This window comes from Dactylosporangium sp. NPDC005555 (assembly GCF_040605635.1).
GTDB lineage: Bacteria > Actinomycetota > Actinomycetes > Mycobacteriales > Micromonosporaceae > Dactylosporangium.
The window spans coordinates 57331-78097 of record NZ_JBEXDG010000031.1; the positions used below are offsets into that span (position 1 = coordinate 57331).

Here is a 20767-nt window from a genome sequence, read left to right on the forward strand (position 1 = left end):
GTAGCGCGCCCGCGCACGCCTCGACGGCACGGCGAAGGCCGCCCCCGCTGCGTGCGGAGCGAGGACGGCCGGAACGGAGCAGCGATCAGTCGGCGAGGGCGACGAGGCCCTGCGCCCAGCGGAAGTACTTGTTGGTGCCCAGGTCACGGACGGTCTTGATGCCGAAGGCGGCCTGCAGCTTCTCGGCGTCGCCCTCGGTGACGCCGGATATCGCGGTGACGGGAGCGTCGGCGATCTCCTGGGCGCTCTTGCCTTCCCATTCCTTCATGAGCTTCTTTTCCAGACCAAGCATGCGTTGCTCCTTCTCGATCGGTCGACCGCGGAATCGGTGTGGGAAACCTGCGGAATGCTACCCGGCCCTCTCGCTTGCCACACCAGCCGTGTCGCGGAGATGATCGGTTGATGACCAGCCAATGGGGGCTGACGGTGCCGCTCGCCGGTGTGCCGTTGCCCGAGCACGCGGGGTTGCTGCAGGCACTGCCCGATCTGGGGTTCACGGACGTCTGGACGAGCGAGGTCTCCGGCACGGACGCGTTCACGCCCCTGGCGCTGGCGTCGGTGTGGTCGCCGCGGCTGCGGCTGGGCACCGCGATCGTCCCCGTGTTCACGCGCGGCCCCGCGCTGATCGCCATGCAGGCCGCGGCCCTGGCGGAGGCGGCGCCGGGGCGGGTCGCGCTCGGCATCGGCGCGTCGTCGCCGGTCGTCGTCGGCGACTGGAACGCGGTGCCGTTCGAGCGGCCGTTCGAGCGCAGCCGTGACGTGCTGCGCTTCCTGCGCACCGCGCTGTCCGGCGAGGTCGTCGACGGTGCGTTCGACACGTTCCAGGTCAGGCGCTTCCGTCTCGAAAGGCCGCCGGCCCGGCCGCCGAAGCTCCTGCTCGCCGCACTCCGCGCGAAGATGCTCCGCCTGGCGGCGGCCGAGGCGGACGGGGCCGTGCTGAACTGGCTGTCCGTCGAGGACGTGGCGACGGTCAGGCACGAGCTGGCCGCGGCGGCGGACGGGTTCGAGGTGGCGGCCCGCATCTTCGTCTGCCCGACGGAGGACGAGGACGCGGCGCGGGAGACCGCCCGCCGGCTCATCGCCGCGTATCTGACCGTGCCCGCGTACGCCGCCTTCCACCGCTGGCTCGGCCGCGGCGAGGTGCTCAAGCCGATGTGGGACGCGTGGGCCGCCAAGGACCGCAAGGGGGCGCTCGCCGCGATCCCCGACGAGGTCGTCGACGCGCTGATCGTGCACGGCAGCCCGCAGCGGTGCCGGGAGCACGTCCAGCGGTACGCCGACGCGGGCGTCACCACCCCGGTCATGGCGCTGCTGCCGACGCCGGAGCTCACCGCCGGCGGTCCCGAGGTGCTGCTGGACACGCTGCGGGCGCTGGGGGCGCGGTAGTGGACATCGACGGGAAGGTCGTCGTCATCACCGGGGCCGCCGGCGGGATCGGCGCCGCCATGGCCCACCGGTTCGCCGCCGAGGGCGCGGCCACGCTGGTCCTCGCCGACCTCGACGGCGACGCCGCCGCCGAACTGGCGGGCAGGGTCGCCGGGGACACCACAGCCGTGGCCGTCGACGTCACGGACGAGGGGCAGGTCGCCGAGCTCGTCGCGGAGACCGAGGCGCGGCACGGCCGCATCGACCTGTTCTGCGCCAACGCCGGCATCACCAGCGGCGAGGGCCTGGAGGCGTCCGCGGAGACCTGGGCGCGCACCTGGGCGGTCAACGTCCTGTCGCACGTGTACTCCGCCCGCGCCGTCCTGCCCGGCATGCTGGAGCGCGGCGCGGGCTACCTGCTGCACACCTGCTCCGCCGCCGGACTGCTGACCGCCGTCGGGGACGCGCCGTACGCGGTGACCAAGCACGCGGCGGTGTCGTTCGCGGAGTGGCTGTCCATCACGTACGGCGCGAAGGGCGTCAAGGTCAGCGCCCTGTGCCCGCAGGGCGTGGACACGCCGATGCTCCAGGACGGGCTCGCCGCCGGGCACATCGGCGCGAAGGTCACCGCCGCCGGGGGAGCGGTCCTGTCCGCGGAGTCGGTCGCCGGGTCGGTCGTCGAGGGCCTCGCCGCCGAACGGTTCCTGATCCTGCCGCACCCCGAGGTCCAGAAGTACTACCTGCACCGGGCGAGTGACACCGACCGCTGGCTGGCCGGCATGCGCGGCCTGGCCGCCAGCCTCGAACCACGAGAAGACAGCCCCGAAACATGAGGCGGCCCGACGTCCTCAGCGATGCCCTCGACGTCGTCGCGCCGTTCGTACGGCAGCAGTCCGGCCGCTCGATCATCGGCATCTGCGGCCCTCCCGCGGCCGGCAAGTCGACGCTGTCCACGGCCCTCGCCGCGGCCCTCGACAGCAGCGTCGCCGTGCCGATGGACGGCTTCCACCTGTCCAACGTGGAGCTGGACCGGCTCGGCCTGACCGACCGCAAGGGCGCCCCGGAGACGTTCGACGCGGCCGGGTTCGTCCATCTGCTGCGGCGGATCAGGGCCGCGGATCATCTGGTGTACGCCCCGAGCTACAGCCGCACCCTGCACGAGTCGATCGGCGGCGTGATCCCCGTGCCGGTCGGCACCCGGGTCATCGTCGTGGAGGGCAACTACCTGCTGCTCGACGAAGGCCCGTGGGCGGCGGTCCGGGAGCTGCTCGACCTCGCGCTGTACCTGGACGCCCCCGACGACCTGCGGCAGGACTCGCTCGTGCGCCGCCAGCTGGCGAAGGGTCTCGGCCTGCACGCCGCCCACGACTGGGTGGAGCGCAGCGACGAGCGCAACGCGGCGGTCATCGCCGGCACGCGGGACCGCGCCGACCTCATCCTCACCCGAGGCCCGGCTTAAGTTTTCCTGTAGCCGATTGACCCACACCGATCACTAAAGAACAGTTAGGCAGTCTAACTGACAGTTGGAGCTGTCCATGACGGAGGCCGCGATCGGCATCGCCGTCTTCCTGGAGGACCGCACCAGCTGGGACAGGGCCACGGCGATGTTCCGCGCCCGGGTCCCCGCGTACCTCTACGTCACCGCCGACGGCGCACTGCCCAAGGGCATCGGCAGCATCGACACCCGTACCGAGATCATCAACTACTGGCAGGGGCAGAGCACGTTCGCCGACGGCCTGTCCCAGGAGACCTGCCGCGACTTCACGCACACCGGCTACGGCATCTCGGCCATCTCGCACATCGCGGAGACCACCCGCATCCAGGGTGCTGACGTGTACCCGGAGATCGCCGACCGGCTGCGGCACGCGCTCGGCTTCCACAGCAGGTACCAGCTGGGCGAGGGCGTCCCGTCGTGGCTGTGCGGCGGCAGGCTGACCCTCGGCCTCGGCCCGGTCACCGAGGTCGGTTACAACGCCCTGCACAACCGGATGGGCATCGCGATGTCCAACACCCAGCGGCTGACCGAGCAGTCCCGCCCGGCCGGCAGCAACAACCTGTTCGTCGCGTGGGAGACCCTCACCCACGCCGACAACCCCGCGTGACCCTGCCCTACTTCCAGAACAGCGGGCGCGGGTCGAGCGTCCACAGCAGACGGCGCCAGAACCCCCGCCTGGCGCGCAGCTCCCCGACGTAGGCGACGGCCTGCGCGGTGGCCAGGGCGGCCTGCTCCTCGCCCGGGCCGCCGCCGGTCGTCGCGAGGCCGGTCGCGGGCCCGCGACCGCCCTGCGGTCCGCGTGGGCCCTTCGCACCGCGGGCGGCCTGAGGTCCACCGGCGGTCGGCGACGCGACGGCGGCCCGCGGCGCGGGGACGGGGGGCGGTGCCGCGAACGCGACCGCGTTGACGAGCGCGGCGAGATCGTCGACCGGTGGCGTGGCGGAGCGGATCGTGACCGGTGGGCCGCCCTTGGCGCCGGCCCCGGCGCGGGACTTCGAGTGCGCCCGCCCGGTGGCCGCGGTCGCCGCGTAGTGCGCCACCTCCGACGCCGTCAGGTGCGGCGGCGCTGGCCGCCCGGCGAGCCGCAGGCCGGTCAGGACCTCCGCCCAGGCCGCCTCGATGCGCTGGTGCGGGGTGCCCTGTCCGAGCCGCCGGCGACGCCGGGTGCGTTTCGCCAGGGGTACCACCGCCGCGAACGCCGACAGGAGCAGCAGTACCGCGCCGCCGGACACCGCGACCACGACCGCCGTGCGCGGGCCCCGCGGCGACGCGTCGCCGGTCGGTGCGGTGGTGGGCTTCGCGGACGGCGGGACGGCCGAGCCCGACGGGGCCGGCACCGTCTCCGGCGGCGGCTGCGACGCGGGCGGCTTGGGCCGGAAGTCGTCCTCGGTCGGGCGCTGGATCGTGTCTGCCTTCGGCATCGGGTCGAACGGCTCCCACACGCCGTTGAACAGCACCTCCGGCCACGCGACGGCGTCGCCGCCGTGCACTTCGTTGCGGCCCGCGTCGACGCGGAAACCCACGGCGAGCCGCGTCGGCAGTCCCATCAGCCGGGCGAGGACCGCGAACGCCGCCGCGAACTGCTCGGAGGTGCCCTTCTGCCCGCCGGCCTGTTTGGGGCCGAACAGGAAGTACTCGACGTTGGGGTAGGCGTGGCCGCTGGGGGCGTCACCGACGACCTTGTAGTGCTCCGACAGCCAGCCGACGATCGCGAACGCCCGCTGGTACGGCGACGACACGCCCTCCCCGAGGTGCTGGGCGAGCTGCGCGATCGAGTCGGGGACCTTGCCGGGCAGCGCCAGGTGCCGGGCGACGGCGTCGGTGTTGGGGACTTCGGCGACCTGCATCGCGTTCTCGTCGGGGCGGTGCACGCGGGACACGACGCTGTACTCGAGGCCGGTGCGCAGCCCGTCGGACAGGATCATGGTGCCGTCGGTGGTGTCGACGGCGACCCGGACGCCGTTGACCTCCTCCGGCGTGGCCATCCCCGGCAGGAGCCGCCCGTCGAGGTCGGCGATCCGGAACGCCTGCCGGACCTGCGGATCGGTGAGGACGGGCCGGGCGGCGAGGACGCGGCCCGCGTTGCGGTAGGTGGCGCCGACCCGCCAGGTGACGCCGTCGTAGTCGTTGAGGACGGCGAGCCGGATCGGCGGCGGCGCGTCGGTGCCGGTCACCTCGACGTCGAACAGGTGCTGGTCGTGGTTGAGCGCCCAGCCGGACAACCGGACCAGCGGGCTCTCGTCGAGCGAGTCGAGCTGGGGCGGGGTGACCATGTTGCGCGGCTCGGCGGGGCTGGTGCCGACCTTCGCCGCGACGCTCGGGCCGAGCAGCTGCGACAGTGCGACGATCGCGGCGAGACCGGCGCCGGCGCCGGCACCAACCCGCAGCCGCAGCGTCCGGCGCTGCTCGGCGCTGAGCTTCTGGCCGGTGTCCGTCTCCGCGGGCGGCGGCCGGTTGGACACGATCAGTCCGAGCGCGGCGAACCCCGAGAACGCCAGGGGCACCCAGCCGGCCGCCGTGCCGTTGGGGCCGACGAGGTACAGCGCGCCGCCGAACAGGACCGTCGGCGGGGCGTACGACAGCAGCACCCGGTGGTAGCGCACCCCGAGCTCACCGGCGGCGAGACCGGCCAGCCAGGTCAGGATCACCGGCAGCAGCACCGTGTCGGGCTCCGGCTCGATCGGGATGAGGGCGAGCAGCAGCCGCGGGATGCTGTTGCGCAGCGCCTCCCGCAGCGCGGGGAGGTCACCGGCGACGCCGGCCGCGACGGCCGACACCCGCATGGCGATCACGACGGCCGCGGCCAGGCCGAGGACGCTCAGCGGGGCCGCGGTCCAGGCCGGCAGCCGGCGCGCGGCGAGGCTGATGCCGACGGACCCGGCGGCGGCACCCGCCGTCAGCTGCAGCAGCAACGGCCCGTGATAGATCGGGGAGAGCGCGAACGCGGCCATGGTCAACATGCCGAGCAACGCGACCGCGATCAGCAGCCGTCTCACCATGCGCCGACCCCGTCCCAGGCGGCGGCGAAGTCGGCGCCGTCGGTGGCGGCGAGGACCTGCAGCCCGTCCAGCGCCGTGGGGACCTCCCCCTCGGCGGTGCCGAACGCGCCGGCGACCAGTGACGGGTACGCGGCCCGCAACGTCCCCACCCGGCCCAGATCGGCCGTGCCGCCGGGCCCGGTGAGGTAGACGAGGGTGTCGCCGTCGCGGCGGGTCCGCAGCTGCGCCACCGTCGAAGAGAGCCCGTCCGACGCGTCCAGGGTCGCCTCGGCGAGCACGTCCAGGTAGCCGCGGGTGTCCTTGCCGCCCGCGTGCGCCCCACCGGCCAGCCGCAACGTCACCGGCAGCTCCTCGCGGAACGCGGCCATCACGATCGACGCCGCCGCCTCGCACGCGGACTCGAAGTGCGCGGACTGCCCGGAGCGGTCGGCGTCCGGGTAGGCGGCGAGCCGGTCGTCGAGCAGCACGACGAGCCGCGGCAGGCTGGTGTCGAGGTGCTCGCGGACCATCAGCTCGCCGATCCGCGCGGTGGTGCGCCAGTGCACGTGCCGAAGCTCGTCGCCGACCACGTATTCGCGCAGCGTGTCGAACGTGATGCTGCCGTGCGGCACCCGGTCGACCCGCCCGTCGAGGGAGCGCATGACCCCGGTCGGCACCGCGGTCAGATGGTGCACGGTGGGATACACCCACACCTTGCTGACCCCGCCGTAGCCGCGGGCCAGGGTCAGCAGCCCGAGGGGGTCGCGCCGCACCACCCGTAGCGGCCCGACCTCGACGACGCCGCGGCGGGCGGTCGGCACCGGGTAGGTGGCGGTGGTGGTGCCGCCGGCCTTGAGCCGCAGCAGCGGCACCGGCACGGTCGCCGGGCCGCACCGGTCGTGGGCGATGAGCGTCGCGCCCCGCAGGCGGCTGCTGTTGCCGACGGTGAGCGTCACGGTGCTCGACTCGCCGCGCATGACCCGGTCGGGGTCGACGGCGCGGGTGACGGTCAGCCGCGGCCGCCACCACACATACGCGAAGCCGAGGAGCACGGCGGCGACGGCGGCGGTGCCGACGACGGTGAGCTGCGCGTACTGGAACGCGAACCCTACGGCGAGCAGCACCGGCGCGGCCACGGACAGACCGATGCCGCGAGACGTCAGCCGCATCGTCAGATCCTTTTCACACCGCGGCGGGCGCGGCCGTCGGCACCGGCACGGACACCGCGTCGAGCACCTCGCGGACGACGTCGCCGGGCACGACGCCGCGGACCTGCGCGTCGGGGGACAGCAGCAGCCGGTGCGCGAAGACCGCCTCGGCGAGGGCCTTGAGGTCCTCCGGCACGACGTAGCCGCGGCCGTCGATGAGCGCATACGCCGCCGCGGCCCGGGTCAGCGCGATGACGCCACGGGGGCTGACCCCGACCCGCACCCGCGGGTGGGCGCGGGTCGCGTTGCCCAGCCGGACCGCGTAGCCGAGCAGCGGGTCGGCGATGTGCACCCGCCGGGCCAGCCGGACCAGCTGCGCGACCACCGCGGTGTCGGTGACCGGGTCGAGGGCCTCGGGCGAGCGGGTCACGGCGCCGCGCAGCACCTCGATCTCGACGGCCTCGCTCGGATACCCGACGGCGAGCTTCATCAGGAAGCGGTCGAGCTGCGCCTCGGGCAGCCGGTAGGTGCCGTCCATCTCGATCGGGTTCTGCGTGGCGACGACGAGGAACGGCCGGGGCACCGCGTGCCGGACGCCGTCGACGGTGACATACCGCTCCTCCATCACCTCGAGCAGCGCCGACTGCGTCTTCGGCGAGGCCCGGTTGATCTCGTCGGCGATGACGATGTTGGCGAACACCGGCCCGGGGTGGAACTCGAAGCCGCGGGTCGCCTGGTTGAAGATCGTGACCCCGGTGACGTCGGACGGCAGCAGGTCGGGCGTGAACTGGATGCGCCGCCACTGCCCCTGCACGCTGGCCGCGACGGCCCGCGCCAGGGTGGTCTTGCCGACGCCGGGCACGTCCTCGAGCAGGACGTGCCCCTCGGCGAGCAGCGCGGTCATGGTCAGCCGGATCACCTGCTGCTTGCCGAGCACGATCGACTCGACGTTGCGGGCGAGCCGGCCGACGAGGTCCGCCGACGCCGCGATCTCCTCGGCGCTCGGCGGACCCGCCTCGAGCTGCTGCGGGACGGGCTGGGTCCCCGTGGGTGGTTCGGGTGTGCTCACTGTGCTCCTGCCGGACGTGCTCAACACTGCTTCAGCGGGCCGGTGCCGTTCGGCAGATCGAACCACGCGTACGGGATGTAGTTCTCGCCCTTGAAGTTGATTTTGATCCAGACGGCGCTCTGCTTGCCGCCCCAGGGTTTCGCGTCGACGCTCGACCCGTTGGTCTGGCAGATCGCGGTGTAGCTGTCGGGAGCGTAGACGTCGCCGACGGACGTGCCGTTCTGGGTCGCCGTCCGGTAGACCCAGATGCCGCCGTTGGGCGCACCGTGCCCGCAGTAGCTGGTGTTGCCGCAGACCACGGTGCCGCGATACGCCGGGGTGGACAGCGAACCGGTGCCGTTCGCCGTCATCCCGGCCGCGTTGGTGACCGTGACCGTGTAGTCGTAGGCGGTGCCGGGCCACAGCCCGCCCATGGTCAGCGAGCCGGCGCACGCGTTTTCCACGGCACCGACGCCGGCGACGTCGAGCCGGCACCTCGCGGGCGCGCCGCCGCCGTCGGTGGCGGTGAACGCGACCGTGATCGACTGCAGGGCGGCACGGCTGTTGGCCGTGTCCACCCGCATCGTCGGCGCCGCGAGGGTGCTGGCCGCGCCGTTCGCCGCGGCGCCCTCGCCGGCCTTGTTGACCGCCCCGATCACCAGCGTGACCCGCTCGTTGTCGCCGAAGCCGCCGAACTCCTTCGACAGCCCGGTGCCCAGGTCCTGCTGGACGCCGTTGACGGTCGCCCGGTAGCCGGTGATCGGTGCGCCGTTGTCCTCCGCGGCGCGCCACGCGGCCACGATCGTGCCGCGCTTGGTGGCGACGGCGCGGACGGTCAGCCCGCCGGGCGCGCCCGGCTTCGTGAACGGCACCACCGACGCGCTCAGCGGCGACTGCCCGGAGCTGGCGCCGATGTCGTTGATCGAGGCGACCCGGAACGCGACCTGCGTGCCGTAGGGCAGCTCACCGGCCGGCACCTTGAACGTCGGCTGCGCGGACTCGAACGTCTTCGACTCGTCCCCGGACACGGTCGTGATCGTGTACCGGACGATCTTGTGCCCCTGCCCGTTGGCGGCCGGCCACGTGACCGTGACGGTGCCGTCGGGGTTGGCGACCGCCGCGACGCTCACGGGCGCGTCGGGCACCTGCGACGTCGGCGTGACCGGGTTGGCCGCCTTCTTCGGCCCGTTGCCCTTCGCGTTGACCGCATAGACGGTGAACTTGTAGGACGTGCCGTTGGTCAGGCCCGTGATGTCCAGCGCCCGCTGGCTCGCGCCGACCTCGTGCTGCTTGCCGTCGCCCTCGACCACGTATTTGGTCACGGCGTTGCCGTTGGCGGGCGCGGCGGTCCACGTGACCCGCGCCGAGGCGTTGCCGGGCGTCGCCGTCACCCGCGGCGGCGCGCCGGGCGGGCCCACCGGCGGCTTCGCCGGCGGCGGCGGGGGCGGCACCGGCGGGGCCTCGCCGCCGACGACGTCGTTGTTGTACTTGTCGACGACCTGCACGTGGTGCTTGGAGTCCACGACCCGCGCGGTCGAGCCGCCGGGCGCGTTGATGAACATGCGGTCCTCGCGGACCTCGATCTCCAGGGCCTTGCCGCCGGCCTTGATCTGGATCGCGTCGAGCGGCTTGCCGGAGGCGTCCAGCACGTAGACGGTGCCGGTGGCGTCGTCGGCGCAGTAGAAGCGCCCGGACCAGGCCACGCACGGCTGCAGCTTCGGGCTCTCGCCGGGCACGGTGAAGTCGCTGACCGTGTCGCCGTTGACGACATAGACGTGGCGGTCGTCCACCACGGTGACGGGCACGTCGCCGCCGACGGTGCGCTGCGGCATCGCGCCGTTGCCGGCCAGGCGCAGCGGCACCTTCTTGAGTGCCTCGCCGCGCAGCGTGGTCAGTGTCGTGGCGGTCTTGTCCAGCACGGCGACGCCGGTGTCCAGGATCGACAGCGCCAGGTCGTGGTTGGGGTCGGCGACGCTCACGGTCCTGACCTTCGTCGGGTCGGACGCGAGCCCGCCGCCCTGGCCCCCCTGACCGGCCGTCCCGCCGCTGGGCCGCTTCGTCGAGGCGGGCTTGACCGCCACGACCGTGCCCTCCGACGGCACCAGCAGCCACAGCCGCCCGGTGTCGTCGAACGTGCCGCCGGAGATCCCGGGCGGGAACGTCACCGTCTCGCCGACCGGCAGCAGCGTCGCCGGGTCGAGCTGGCGGACCTGCCCCTGCACGGTGTCGACGATGAACGCGACGTCGTCGTGCACGGCGACCGTGACGCCGAGCCCGGGCGTCGCCTGGGTCGTCGCGCCGAGCGTCAGGCTGGTCAGGTCCAGCACGCTGATCTTGCCCGTGTTGAGGTCCCGCAGGATCACGAACCGGTCGCTCTGGGTCACCTGCATGGTGTGGCCCTGCGCGTCGGTGATCTTCGTGCGGGTGTCGACCTTGCCGGTGACGCCGTTGACCCGCGCCACCTCGCCCTTGTCGTTGCTCCACAGCCACGAGCTGACGTCATAGCTGGCCACCGCGTTGTTGGCGGCGCCGGTGCCGAACAGCGTCAGCCCGAGGACGGCGATCAGGCCCACGACGGTGCCGAGCGTGACCAGCCCGCCGCCTTTGCGCGAACGAAAGCTCACCATAGCGGCCCCCTCCCCGAAACCGGCGCCCATCATATTCCTGTCGATGTGTGGTGCATACCCGGCGTGTCTAGATCTGTTCGCTTCGTTATTTTCGCTGCGTGCAGGCCAGATCCGACAGTGCGACGCTGTCCGTGCCATAGACGGCGGCAACCGTGAAGCAGTAGTCGAGCTTCGGGTTGAGGCCGTTGAGGGTGTACGTGGTGGCGCCCGCGGCGAGCACCTGGAGCTGCCGCAGCGCGCCCTGCTGGCCGCCGGCGACGATGAACGGCACCGATCCCTTCGACGGATCGGTCCACGTCAGTGTGATGGACGTCTTGTCGTCGCGCAGCTTCATCGAGCCGGGCGCCTTCGGGTTCGCCGCGCCCGTGGCGCTCGCCCCGGCCGTCACGCTCGCGGTGCTCCCGGGGACGGCCCCGCCCTCCTGCCGCGCCGCGGGTGGGTCGGGGCTCGCGGCGATGAACGACACCACCGCCGCGGCGACCCCGCCGAGCACCGCCACGACCAGGATCACCAGCAGCGCGACGAGCGGCGACCGCCGCCGCGGCACGTCCTGCACGGGCAGCGGCGGCACGAACCGCTCCACGGCGGCCCCGCCGCTCGCCGGATACGCGTCGCCGCTGGTGGGATACGCCCCGCCGCTCGTCGGGTGCGCCCCGCCGCTGACGGGATACGCGGCGGCTCCGCTCGTCGGCTCGGCGAAGGCGGAAGCGAAGACGGGACCGGCGGCCGGTGGCGGGGAGACGGGCGCGTGCCGTGGCCAGGACAGCGGCTCCGGACGCTGCAGCACGCCCTGGTCCACCTCCTGCCAGCCCGCGTCCTGTGGCGGCGCAGGGGGAGGGTCGGCACGATCGTTGTGCTCGTCCGGTCGCCACAGCGGCGCGTGCGCGGGCTGCGCCGGCCGGTCGTCGTCGGCGCGCGGCTCCGGGTGGAAGATCGGCCGCTCGTCGGCGGGGCGCCGCTGCTCCACGGGCCAGGCGGGCGGCTGCGGGGTGCTCGTGCCCGTCGGCGCGGACAGCGGCTCGAACGGGGCCGGCGCCGACTGGTGCGGCGCCCCGGACACACCGAACGCCCCCGCCGGCTCCGGCAGCCCCAGATACCGCCGGGCCGCCCGCACACTCGGGTGGTCCTCGCCGAGCGCGGCCGGCCCGAGCCTGGCCAGCTGCCCGTAGCGGCGCTTCGCCTCGTACACGTTGCCGAGCTCGTCGGCGATGCGGGCCAGCTCGTAGGACAGCGCGAGCATGACCGCGTGCCCGTCGCCGAGGCGGTGGTAGCCGGCGGCGAGGCCCTCCTCCAGGACCCGCCGGGCGTCGCTGAGCTCGCCCAGGTCGGTGTGGAACTTCGCGAGCACGCAGGTCGCGGCGAGCACCTCGGGATCGTCGCCGGCCAGGGTCCCGGTCGCCGCGTCGAGGGCCTGGTCGAGCAGAGTGAACGCGCCCCGCACGTCGCCCTGCGCCGCTACCGCGCGGGCACCCTGCACGGCGTTGGCGAGCTGTGCGGACGAGGACACGCCGCTACTCTGCCCTGTCGCGGGCCCCCGGCGCCACCCCGGTGCAGCGCGCCTGATCGATACTTGACGGCATGGCAGATCATCCGCTGAGCCCGCTGCCCGGGGCCCGTGAGGCGCGCGACCCGTCCCGCGCCATCAAACGTGGCCCGAGCCGGGTGCCGCCGGAGGTCGTCGCCGCCAACCAGCGGGAGCGGCTCTTCGACGCCGTCGTGCACACCGTCGCGAGCAAGGGCTACGCCAGCGCGACGGTCAGCGACATCTGCCGCGCCGCCGGGGTGACCCGGCCGGCGTTCTACGCGCTGTTCGCCGGCAAGGACGACGCGCTGATCGCCACGTACCGGCACGGCACCGACCTGCTGCTGCACCTGATGGAGTCCGCCTACCACGCGGAGCCCGCCTGGCGCGACGGTGCCCGCGCCGCGCTTCGCGTGCTGCTCCAGGTCCTGGCGGAGCTGCCGGCGTTCGCCACCACGGCGGTGGTCGAGATCGACGCCGCCGGGCCCCTGGCCAGGGCCGAGCGCGCTGCGCTGCTGCGCCGCTTCGACCGGTTCTTCAGCGAGGCGCCGAGCGCCGGTGACCTGCCCATGCCGGAGGAGCTCGTCGAGACGGTCGTCGGCGGCATCTACGCGACGATCTACCGCTACGTCGCCGCCGGCCGGGTCGAGCAGCTCCCGGCGCTGCTGCCGATGCTCGCGTACTACACGCTGGTGCCGTTCGTGGGCCGCGAGGAGGCGGCGAGCGAGCTGACGATCCCGGTCCCCGACGGCCCGTCCGGCTGCCATCTCACGGACCTGTGACGGCGCGCCGGCAGCGGCGCCTGACGCGGCTCCGGCGGCGCCCTGACGACGCGGCCCGGCGGCCGCTCTGACGGCGGCCCCGGTGGCGCTCTGAGGACGGCACAGGCAAGTGCTCTGGCGGACGGCCGGCGGCCGCTCTGACGGCCCCGGCGGCGCTCTGAGGGCAGCGCAGGCGGGGCGCTCCGGCGGCGGCCCGGCGCGGTGTGCGCAGGCGGCGTCCGGCGGCCGTTCTGAGGGCGGCTCCGGGCGGGCTTCAGGCGGTGCGCGGGGTCAGGCGGCCCGGCAGCGACGACCGCTGGTGCGGCACGCGCGGCGCGGCGGGGGAGCGCAGCAGGCCCGCCCGGAACGCGCCCGGCGCCTGGCCGGTCTCGCGGCCGAAGAACCGGCCGAAGTTCGTCGGCTCGTCGAAGCCGAGCCGGCGGCCGACCTCCGCGACCGGCAGTGCGCTGGTCGCGAGGAGCCGTTTGGCCTCCAGGGCGATCCGCTCGTCGATGAGCTGCTTCGCGCTGCGCCCGGTCACCGCGAGGCCGGCCCGGGTCAGCGTCCGCACGGAGCAGCCCAGCCGCTCGGCATGGTCCTCGACCCGCCGGTGCGTGAGGTCGCGCTCGATCTCGGCGCGGAGCTGGTCGATGAGCGCGGCGGCGGGCCCGGTGCGCGGCGGGGGCGCGAGGGCGACGATGCGCATCAGCAGGACCGCGACCTGGTGCGCGAGGAGGGTGCGGCTCAGCTCCCCGCCGTCGCTGCGGGCCCGGTCGACCGCGATCTGCGCGATCTCCGCGACGATCGCCTCCTCGTCCTCGCCGGCCGGCTGCCAGCAGGCGGGCGCGGTCGGGTCGGCGACGAAGCGCACGGGCAGTGGCGGCAGGGCCGGCAGCGTCGACGGCGGGAAGGCCAGGACGGTCGCGTCGAAGCCGGCCTGCCCGCCGAACTGGTGCACCTGGCCCGGCCGGCCCCACAGCAGGGTGCCCGGCCGGCACGGGTGGGTCACGAAGTCCAGCGTGTGGGTGCCCTGCCCGGTGCTGGCGAGGATGACCACGTGGTCGAGGGCACGCTGCGGCCCCGGATGCGGGGGCAGGTCACTGAGCCGCGCCGCATCGACGGCCGCGGTCGGTGAAGCCCTGAGAAGCACCATGACCTGCACGACTGTACCCAAGCCCGGCCATGGGCTCCAGACCCCTCAGGACACGCTGATCCCGGCGACGGCGAGCTCCTCGAGGCGGACCTGTTCGAAGGCCGCGCCGAGCTCGACGAGCCGCGCCGGGTCGACGGCGTCACGCAGCGCGGGGAGCACCGAGGTCTCCTCGTCCTCGATGTGGTGGCCGACGGTGGCGATGAAGTCGTCGAGCCTGGTGCTGAACGACTCGTCGTCGGGACCCATCCGCTGCAGGTCGTGGAGCATCCGCTCGGCCTCGTGGTGCTCGTCCGCGCCGTGATGTGCCATCTCCGCCGGCAGCGACGGGTACACCCGCTGCTCCTCGGCGTGGCTGTGCGCGGTCAGCCGGGCGGCGATCTCGTCGAGCAGCAGCTGCCGGTCGCCCGCGCCGGCCCTGAGCCGGTCGAAGAGCTGCTCCATGATCCGGTGGTCGTTCATGATCAGCGTGACGGCGTCGGTTGCCATGACTCCCCCTGTCGTCGCGGTCACTGTTCAGCGTGCACCGCTACCCGGCGAGAGGAGGGGCCAAACGGTCAAAACGCATCGTGCGCGTGCGGCGGCGGCGCTCCCGGCCGATGATCGGAGTATGAGGTCGTGGCTGTATATCCCCGATATCCGAAATGTCGGAAACAGCGAGGCGGACGCGTTCGTCGTCGACCTCGAACGCGCCGGCGATCCCGCCGCGGTGGGGAAGTGGATCGCGGAGCTGGCCCGCCCCGCCGTCTGGGTGCGCCTGGACGGCGCCGACGAGGGATGGCAGGCCGTGCGGACCGTCGTCTCGCCCGCCCTCGCGGGCGTCTGCGTCGCCGCCCGGTCGGCCAGCGAGGTCGCCGCCCTCGGCGCCGTCATCGCCGAGGCGGAGGAGACCGCCCGCCTGCCGGTCGGGCGGATCGCGGTCGTCCCGCGCCTGGAGACCGCCGCCGCCGTGCTGCAGGCCGCCGAGATCGCCCGCGCGCCCCGGGTCGCCCGCCTGCAGCTCGCCGAGGGGCCGCTGACCCGGCAGCTCGGGGTCGAGCCGGGCGAGGACGAGCGCGAGCTGCTGTGGGCCCGGTCGATGGTCGTGATGGCCGCGGCGGCCGCCGGTCTGGCGCCACCGATCGCCGCGTCGTGTCCCGCCGGCACCGACGGCGAATCGTCGGCCCTCGCCCTGCGCAGGCTCGGCTTCCGCGGCCGGACCTGCCTGGACGGGGCCCAGGTGCGCATCGCGAACAAAGTATTTGCGGACGCATCGACATTGGCATGAGATTATGTGACTGACGACAAACGATCACCCTTTGTGCTGTCGACAATGCAATGGGTGAGTATTTCCGTCCCGTAAAAACCCCGAAACGTCGGTGTTGCGTCGAGCGTCCCCCGACCAGGTGGAATCCGGGCCCCGGCAGCCGTTAGGGTCCGTATGGGTTCGTGTACACCGGCCCAACGGATGAGGAAAAAAGAGGCGTTCGTCGCTGCGCGGACGACGTCGGTATTGACACCGATCGGCCGAGCTGTGATTGTGCTCAACGTCATGTGCCTGCTTGTCAGGACTGACCCGTATTGTCAATCTCGGATGCCTGCGGGGACTCTTCGTGACCCAAAGCCAGAGCACGTCGTCGCTGCCCGTTCCCAGGCAGGAGCGCGACCCTCGGCTGAGTCCCGATCGCCGCCCGACCCGCCACGCCGCCGCTGCGACCGCGCCCCAGCGCGATCCGCAGGGCCGGCGTGAGCGGCCCGGGCGGCGCATCATCGACCAGCTCCGGCTCATCGTCGCTCTTCCACTCGTCGCCGTCGTGGTGTTCGCCGGCATCGCCCTGGTGACCACCGTCCAGCAAGTGAACGGCAGCCGGCAGCTGCAGGACCTCTCGGCGCTCGCCTCCGACGCCGGTGGTCTGGCCCACGCGCTGCAGCGTGAGCGGGCCGCGGCCGTCAACGTGCTGCTCAACCCGGCGTCGGCGCAGCTCGAGGCGTTCTCGTCACAGGTGATGATCACCGACGACAACATCGACGCGTACCGCGAGAGCCGCGCGGGCGTCAGCGAGGTGCCCGACGTGGTCCGCCGCGTCGACGACAACCTCGCCGCCATGGCCAGCCTGCGCAAGCAGGTCCGCGAGGACCAGCGCGCGTCGGTGTCCGGGATCGCGTTCAGCTACCGCATCCTGATCGCCGACCTGCTGTCCTACCGGGAGTCGGTGGCCCGCTCCGGCGCCCCGACCGAGCTCGCCGACCAGATCCGCGCGGCGGCCGCCCTGTCCCGCGCGGCGGAGGCCCTCGGCCAGCAGCAGGCGGCCGTGCTGCGCGCCGTCGCCGCGGGCGAGCTGACCCCCGCGCTCCAGCAGGAGATCACCGCGACCCGGACGAGCTTCGTCGAGTCGACGGTCCAGTTCAACGACCTCGCCCCGGCGCAGTGGCGCAGCTGGTACGAGCAGGCCAGCACCGGGGAGCAGGTCATCGCCGCGCAGCGGCTGCAGGACCAGGTCAACCGCACCCGCCCCGGCCAGCAGGTCGCCCTGGACACCGGCAACTGGATCAACGCGATGTCGGGCTGGTCGGGCCTGCTGTTCGAGGTGCAGCAGAAGACCGACGACGCGATCGAGGCGAAGGTCGGTGAGCTGCGCGACGAGCAGATGACCCAGGCCGGCTTCCAGATCGCCGGCGTCGCCCTGGTGCTGCTCATCGCCACCGTCCTCACCGGTGTCGTGGCCCGTCGGATCACCCGGCGCCTGCGCGCCCTGCACGACGCGGCCCGCGAGGTCGCCTACGAGCAGCTGCCCGCGGTCGTCGCGGAGCTGCGGGCGGCGGCACCCGGCACGGTCGACCCGGACGACGTCGCCGACCGCGCGTCGGCGAAGCTCGTCGTCGGCGGCGCGGACGAGGTCGCCGACGTGGCGCAGGCCTTCCGCGCGGTCCACCGCGAGGCGGTCCGCATCGCCGGTGAGCAGGCCGTCATGCGCTCCAACGTCGCGGAGATCTTCGTCCACCTGTCCCGCCGCGAGCAGCGGCTGGTCGACGCGGTCCTGGCCCAGGTCGACCGGGTCGAGCGCGACGAGACCGACCCGGACCGGCTCCAGCAGCTGTACCAGCTGGACCACCTGGCCACCCGGATGGCCCGGATCAACCTGAGCCTGCTCGTCCTCGGTGGCTCCGGCGCGGCCCGCGTCCGCCGCGAGGACGCCCCGATGGGCAAGGTCCTGCAGGCCGCCATCTCGCAGATCGAGCACTACACCCGGGTCCGCTTCGGCAGCGTCGACGACGACGTCGCGGTCGTCGCCGAGGCCGTCGACGAGATCGTGCACCTGCTCGCGGAGCTGCTGGACAACGCGACCGGCTACTCGCCGCCGGAGTCCGAGGTGTGGGTCACCGGCCGCGCGCTCGGCGACCGGATCATCCTGCAGATCGTCGACGAGGGCGTGGGTCTCGCGCCGTCGCGCCGCGCGCAGCTCAACGACCTGCTCGCCCAGCCGCCCGCGATCGACATCGCCGCCGTGCGTGCCATGGGTCTCACCGTGGTCGGGCACATCGCCGCCCGGTACCACATCGAGGTGCAGCTGCGGCCCGGCCAGCACGGCGGCACGCTCGCCGAGGTGGTCATCCCCAAGGACGTGTTCCGCCCGATCATGGCCTCGGAGCGCGGGCCGCAGCTCCCGCCGGCGATCAGCGCGGGTGTGCCGGCCGGCTACGTCGCGGCCGGCGGTGGCAACGGTGGCAGCGGTAACGGCGGCGCCCCCGCCCGCCCGGTCGTCGCGGAGCTGTTCACGCCGGCACCGCGGACCGCGCCGCCGAGCCTGTTCGACGTGCCGACCCAGGAGTTCCGGGTCGCCACCCCGAGCCAGGACCACGCACGCCAGGACCATGCGCGCCAGGACCACGCACGCCAGGACCACGGGCAGCAGGAATACGGGCAGCAGGAATACGCGCAGGTGGTGCAGGAGTTCGCCCCGGCGCCGCGCGACAACCGCACCGCCACGGCGATGCCGCCGGGGCCGGGCGCCTGGCCGCCGCTGCCGGAGCCGGAGGTGCCGTCGATCCTCGCCGACGCCGACGACTCGATCGAGCTGCCGATCTTCCAGTCGGTCAACGGCTGGTTCCGCACGGAGACGCCGGTCGAGCTGGCCGTCCCGAGTGGGTACTCCGCCCCGCCCGTGCCCGTCGCCGCCGTCCCCGAGCCGCAGAACTGGGAGTCCAGCGCGGACGCCGGCTGGCGGGCGGCGCAGGAGGCGGCTACCCCTGACGTCAGTTCGGTCACCGCGTCGGGCCTTCCGGTCCGCGCGCCGCAGCGGCACCTGGTGCCCGGCGGGGCCGCGCCGGCGCAGGTGGACCGCTCCGCCGCAACGCGCCGCGACCCCACCAAGGTCGCCGCCGCGATGTCCGCCTACGCCCGCGGTGTGGCCGGTCGCCGGCCGGCCGGCTCCTGAAGCACGAAGAACAGCAAGAGAGGACCATTTCTGTGACCGACCCGAGTAATCTCGGTTGGCTGCTGGACAACTTTGCGAGCCGCACCCCCGACGTCAGTCACGCGCTGGCGATCTCCACCGACGGGCTGGTCCTGGCGCACACCCGCGCCCTGCCCCGCGACCGGGCCGACCAGCTGGCCGCGACCGGCAGCGGTCTCGTCGCGCTGCTCGCCGGCGCGGCGCGGTTCTTCGAGGCGGGCAGCGTCATCTCCAACGTGACGCAGCTCGACGGCGGCTTCATGTTCTGCATGGCGTTCAGCGACGGCGCCTCGCTGCTGGTGCTCGCCTCGCCGCACGCCGACGTCGGCAAGGTGTCCTACGAGATGACCGAACTGGCCAACCGGATCGGCGACGCCCTGTCGCCGTCGGTGCGTGGGGCGCCGGCATGACGGCACCGGGACGCGGCCGGCCGACCGCAGTCAAGATCATCATTGCGGGCGGGTTCGGCGCCGGCAAGACCACCCTCGTCGGGGCCATCTCGGAGATCCCTCCCGTGACGACCGAGGCCGTGATGACCGCTGCCAGCCTCGGGCACGACGACGCCACCCTCGTGCCGGAAAAGGGCAGCACGACCGTCGCCATGGACTTCGGCCGGATCACGCTGTACCAGGACCTCGTGCTCTACCTGTTCGGCACGCCCGGGCAGAAGCGGTTCTGGTTCATGTGGGACGAGCTGTGCCGTGGCGCGATCGGGGCCGTGGTCATCGCCGACACGCGGCGCCTCGCCGACTGCTTCGGCGCCATCGACTTCTTCGACAACCGGCGGCTGCCGTACGTCATCGCGGTCAACCACTTCGAGGGCGCGTCCAAGTATCACCTCGAGGACGTCCGCGAGGCCCTCGCCGTGAGCCGGGGCGTGCCGATGATCAACGCCGATGTCCGCTCCCGGGCGTCGGCCAAGGAGATCCTGGTCGCCGTCACCGAGCACGCGCTTGCCCAGCGCATCGGCGCCCGCCGCTGAACCACTGGTGAAACTTCCCCTCTTCACCTGCCGCTTCACAACCGCGAACGCACAGACACATAGGAGAACCATGCAACGACGATCGCTGGTCAGTGCGGTGCTCGCCGCCGGACTGCTGGTCGCAGCCGCCGGCTGCGCCGAATCTGACGCGAAGTCCTCCAACGGCGCCGCAGCCTCCACCCTGAAGATCGGGTTCCTCGGTTCCCTCTCCGGCACCTACCAGGCGGTCGGCACCGACCTGAAGGCCGGTTTCGAGCTGTACCTGGCGACGCACGACAACAAGCTCGGCGGCCACCCGATCGACCTGAAGATCGCCGACGAGGGCGACGGCGCGCCGACCGCATTGCCCGCCGCGACGAAGCTCATCAAGGACGACAAGGTCGTCGCGCTCACCGGCATCGTCGGCGGTGGCTCGGTCGCGGCCGTCGCGCCGCTGCTCGCCGAGGCGAAGATCCCGCTGATCGGCTCCAACGGCCGTCCGGAGCTCAAGGACCTCAGCGGCGTGTGGACGACCAGCTTCATGTCCACCGACACGGGCGCGTCGATCGCCCAGTACATCAAGGACAAGGTCCAGGGCCCGGTCTACGCGATCGGCCCGGACTACCAGGGCGGCTACGACCAGGTCGGCGGCTTCACCACCGAGTTCACGAAGCTCGGCGGCACGCTCGTCAACGGCAAGGCCACCTTCACGCCGTTCCCGCAGACGACGAACTTCCTGCCGTTCTTCTCGCAGATCAAGGCGAGCAACGCCAAGGCGATCTACACGTTCTACGCCGGTAAGGCCGCGATCGACTTCGTGAAGCAGTACGCGCAGTCCGACGCCAAGGACATCCCGCTGTACTCCGCGGGCTTCCTCACCGAGGGCACGGTCCTGCAGGCGCAGGGCGAGGCCGCGAAGAACATCCTCAACGTGTGCAACTACTCGCCCGACCTCGACAACGAGGAGAACCGCAAGTTCGTCGCGGCGTGGCGGCAGAAGCACCCGGACGTGACCCCGACCACCTACGCGATGGCGTCCTACGACGCGGCCGCGGTCCTGGACCGGGCGATCGCGGCGGCCGGCGACAACCCGACCCCCGAGGCGATCAACGCCGCCGTCGGCAAGCTCGGCCAGATCTCCTCGCCGCGCGGCAACTGGCAGTTCGGCCCGAAGACGCACTCGCCGATCCAGAAGTGGTACCTGCGGCAGGTGCGCAACGACGGCCGGGCCCTCGCCAACGTGATGGTGCAGGACCTCGCGACGGTCGGTTCCTGACCG

The 20767-nt window shown here is 73.1% G+C and carries 18 protein-coding genes; 10 read left to right on the forward strand and 8 right to left on the reverse strand.

Going from position 1 to position 20767, the window contains the following annotated elements; all coding sequences use genetic code 11:
• Nucleotides 1-85 precede the first annotated feature (85 nt).
• Nucleotides 86-292: a hypothetical protein gene (locus ABZS58_RS30305; RefSeq protein WP_354786633.1), complete on the reverse strand. Its 207-nt coding sequence runs from the start codon at nt 290-292 to the stop codon at nt 86-88.
• 128 nt (nt 293-420) lie between these two features.
• On the opposite strand from ABZS58_RS30305, the gene ABZS58_RS30310 reads away from it, so the two are divergent.
• The 4 genes from ABZS58_RS30310 (at nt 421) to ABZS58_RS30325 (ending at nt 3467) form a co-directional block, all read left to right on the forward strand.
• Complete coding sequence (locus ABZS58_RS30310) at nt 421-1386, forward strand: LLM class F420-dependent oxidoreductase (protein WP_354786695.1); 966 nt, start codon at nt 421-423, stop codon at nt 1384-1386.
• Nucleotides 1386-2198, forward strand: a complete 813-nt coding sequence (locus tag ABZS58_RS30315; protein WP_354786634.1) for an SDR family oxidoreductase — start codon at nt 1386-1388, stop codon at nt 2196-2198. The genes ABZS58_RS30310 and ABZS58_RS30315 overlap by 1 nt, the downstream gene beginning before the upstream one ends.
• Complete coding sequence (locus ABZS58_RS30320; protein WP_354786635.1) at nt 2195-2824, forward strand: nucleoside/nucleotide kinase family protein; 630 nt, start codon at nt 2195-2197, stop codon at nt 2822-2824. Before ABZS58_RS30315 ends, ABZS58_RS30320 begins: the two co-directional genes overlap by 4 nt.
• A gap of 76 nt (nt 2825-2900) precedes the next feature.
• Complete coding sequence (locus ABZS58_RS30325) at nt 2901-3467, forward strand: hypothetical protein (protein ID WP_354786636.1); 567 nt, start codon at nt 2901-2903, stop codon at nt 3465-3467.
• A gap of 7 nt (nt 3468-3474) precedes the next feature.
• Here the strand turns inward: ABZS58_RS30325 and ABZS58_RS30330 are convergent, their stop codons facing one another.
• The 5 genes from ABZS58_RS30330 to ABZS58_RS30350 all read right to left on the reverse strand — a co-directional run bounded on the left by ABZS58_RS30330 (nt 3475) and on the right by ABZS58_RS30350 (nt 12168).
• Complete coding sequence (locus tag ABZS58_RS30330; protein WP_354786637.1) at nt 3475-5859, reverse strand: DUF3488 and transglutaminase-like domain-containing protein; 2385 nt, start codon at nt 5857-5859, stop codon at nt 3475-3477.
• Nucleotides 5853-7007 (reverse strand): DUF58 domain-containing protein, encoded by a 1155-nt coding sequence (locus ABZS58_RS30335; protein WP_354786638.1) that lies wholly within the window; start codon nt 7005-7007, stop codon nt 5853-5855. Before ABZS58_RS30335 ends, ABZS58_RS30330 begins: the two co-directional genes overlap by 7 nt.
• 13 nt (nt 7008-7020) lie before the next feature.
• Nucleotides 7021-7977 carry a MoxR family ATPase gene (locus ABZS58_RS30340; protein ID WP_354786696.1) on the reverse strand — a complete coding sequence of 319 codons (957 nt, stop codon included), beginning with the start codon at nt 7975-7977 and terminating at the stop codon, nt 7021-7023.
• 98 nt (nt 7978-8075) lie between these two features.
• On the reverse strand, nt 8076-10661 hold the full coding sequence (locus ABZS58_RS30345) for a fibronectin type III domain-containing protein (RefSeq protein ID WP_354786639.1): 2586 nt from the start codon (nt 10659-10661) through the stop codon (nt 8076-8078).
• Nucleotides 10662-10746: 85 nt separating this feature from the next.
• On the reverse strand, nt 10747-12168 hold the full coding sequence (locus ABZS58_RS30350) for a hypothetical protein (RefSeq protein ID WP_354786640.1): 1422 nt from the start codon (nt 12166-12168) through the stop codon (nt 10747-10749).
• Nucleotides 12169-12239: 71 nt separating this feature from the next.
• On the opposite strand from ABZS58_RS30350, the gene ABZS58_RS30355 reads away from it, so the two are divergent.
• Nucleotides 12240-12965 carry a TetR/AcrR family transcriptional regulator gene (locus ABZS58_RS30355; RefSeq protein WP_354786641.1) on the forward strand — a complete coding sequence of 242 codons (726 nt, stop codon included), beginning with the start codon at nt 12240-12242 and terminating at the stop codon, nt 12963-12965.
• Between the two features lie 253 nt (nt 12966-13218).
• Here the strand turns inward: ABZS58_RS30355 and ABZS58_RS30360 are convergent, their stop codons facing one another.
• A complete protein-coding gene (locus tag ABZS58_RS30360; protein WP_354786642.1) occupies nt 13219-14097 on the reverse strand; it encodes an AraC family transcriptional regulator in 879 nt (292 codons plus the stop codon).
• A gap of 45 nt (nt 14098-14142) precedes the next feature.
• On the reverse strand, nt 14143-14583 hold the full coding sequence (locus ABZS58_RS30365; RefSeq protein ID WP_354786643.1) for a hemerythrin domain-containing protein: 441 nt from the start codon (nt 14581-14583) through the stop codon (nt 14143-14145).
• Between the two features lie 121 nt (nt 14584-14704).
• Here ABZS58_RS30365 and ABZS58_RS30370 point away from each other — a divergent pair, with 121 nt between their 5' ends.
• From ABZS58_RS30370 to ABZS58_RS30390, 5 genes are all read left to right on the forward strand, one after another.
• Nucleotides 14705-15361, forward strand: coding sequence for an aldolase/citrate lyase family protein (locus ABZS58_RS30370; RefSeq protein ID WP_354786644.1), 657 nt, complete (start codon nt 14705-14707; stop codon nt 15359-15361).
• A 325-nt stretch (nt 15362-15686) separates the two neighbouring features.
• Nucleotides 15687-18509, forward strand: a complete 2823-nt coding sequence (locus ABZS58_RS30375) for a nitrate- and nitrite sensing domain-containing protein (RefSeq protein ID WP_354786645.1) — start codon at nt 15687-15689, stop codon at nt 18507-18509.
• A 32-nt stretch (nt 18510-18541) separates the two neighbouring features.
• Nucleotides 18542-18937 (forward strand): roadblock/LC7 domain-containing protein, encoded by a 396-nt coding sequence (locus tag ABZS58_RS30380; RefSeq protein ID WP_354786646.1) that lies wholly within the window; start codon nt 18542-18544, stop codon nt 18935-18937.
• Nucleotides 18934-19509 carry an ATP/GTP-binding protein gene (locus ABZS58_RS30385; protein ID WP_354786647.1) on the forward strand — a complete coding sequence of 192 codons (576 nt, stop codon included), beginning with the start codon at nt 18934-18936 and terminating at the stop codon, nt 19507-19509. The genes ABZS58_RS30380 and ABZS58_RS30385 overlap by 4 nt, the downstream gene beginning before the upstream one ends.
• A 70-nt stretch (nt 19510-19579) precedes the next feature.
• Complete coding sequence (locus ABZS58_RS30390) at nt 19580-20764, forward strand: ABC transporter substrate-binding protein (protein ID WP_354786648.1); 1185 nt, start codon at nt 19580-19582, stop codon at nt 20762-20764.
• Nucleotides 20765-20767 lie beyond the last annotated feature (3 nt).

Excerpts from the sequence above, each read along its gene's own strand:
- ABZS58_RS30320 (WP_354786635.1), top strand. The coding sequence starts at position 2,195 with ATGAGGCGGCCCGACGTCCTCAGCGATGCCCTCGACGTCGTCGCGCCG.
- ABZS58_RS30355 (WP_354786641.1), top strand. The coding sequence starts at position 12,240 with ATGGCAGATCATCCGCTGAGCCCGCTGCCCGGGGCCCGTGAGGCGCGC.
- ABZS58_RS30325 (WP_354786636.1), top strand. The coding sequence starts at position 2,901 with ATGACGGAGGCCGCGATCGGCATCGCCGTCTTCCTGGAGGACCGCACC.
- ABZS58_RS30330 (WP_354786637.1), bottom strand. The coding sequence starts at position 5,859 with ATGGTGAGACGGCTGCTGATCGCGGTCGCGTTGCTCGGCATGTTGACC.
- ABZS58_RS30305 (WP_354786633.1), bottom strand. The coding sequence starts at position 292 with ATGCTTGGTCTGGAAAAGAAGCTCATGAAGGAATGGGAAGGCAAGAGC.
- ABZS58_RS30370 (WP_354786644.1), top strand. The coding sequence starts at position 14,705 with ATGAGGTCGTGGCTGTATATCCCCGATATCCGAAATGTCGGAAACAGC.
- ABZS58_RS30385 (WP_354786647.1), top strand. The coding sequence starts at position 18,934 with ATGACGGCACCGGGACGCGGCCGGCCGACCGCAGTCAAGATCATCATT.
- ABZS58_RS30345 (WP_354786639.1), bottom strand. The coding sequence starts at position 10,661 with ATGGTGAGCTTTCGTTCGCGCAAAGGCGGCGGGCTGGTCACGCTCGGC.
- ABZS58_RS30390 (WP_354786648.1), top strand. The coding sequence starts at position 19,580 with ATGCAACGACGATCGCTGGTCAGTGCGGTGCTCGCCGCCGGACTGCTG.
- ABZS58_RS30360 (WP_354786642.1), bottom strand. The coding sequence starts at position 14,097 with ATGGTGCTTCTCAGGGCTTCACCGACCGCGGCCGTCGATGCGGCGCGG.
- ABZS58_RS30365 (WP_354786643.1), bottom strand. The coding sequence starts at position 14,583 with ATGGCAACCGACGCCGTCACGCTGATCATGAACGACCACCGGATCATG.
- ABZS58_RS30335 (WP_354786638.1), bottom strand. The coding sequence starts at position 7,007 with ATGCGGCTGACGTCTCGCGGCATCGGTCTGTCCGTGGCCGCGCCGGTG.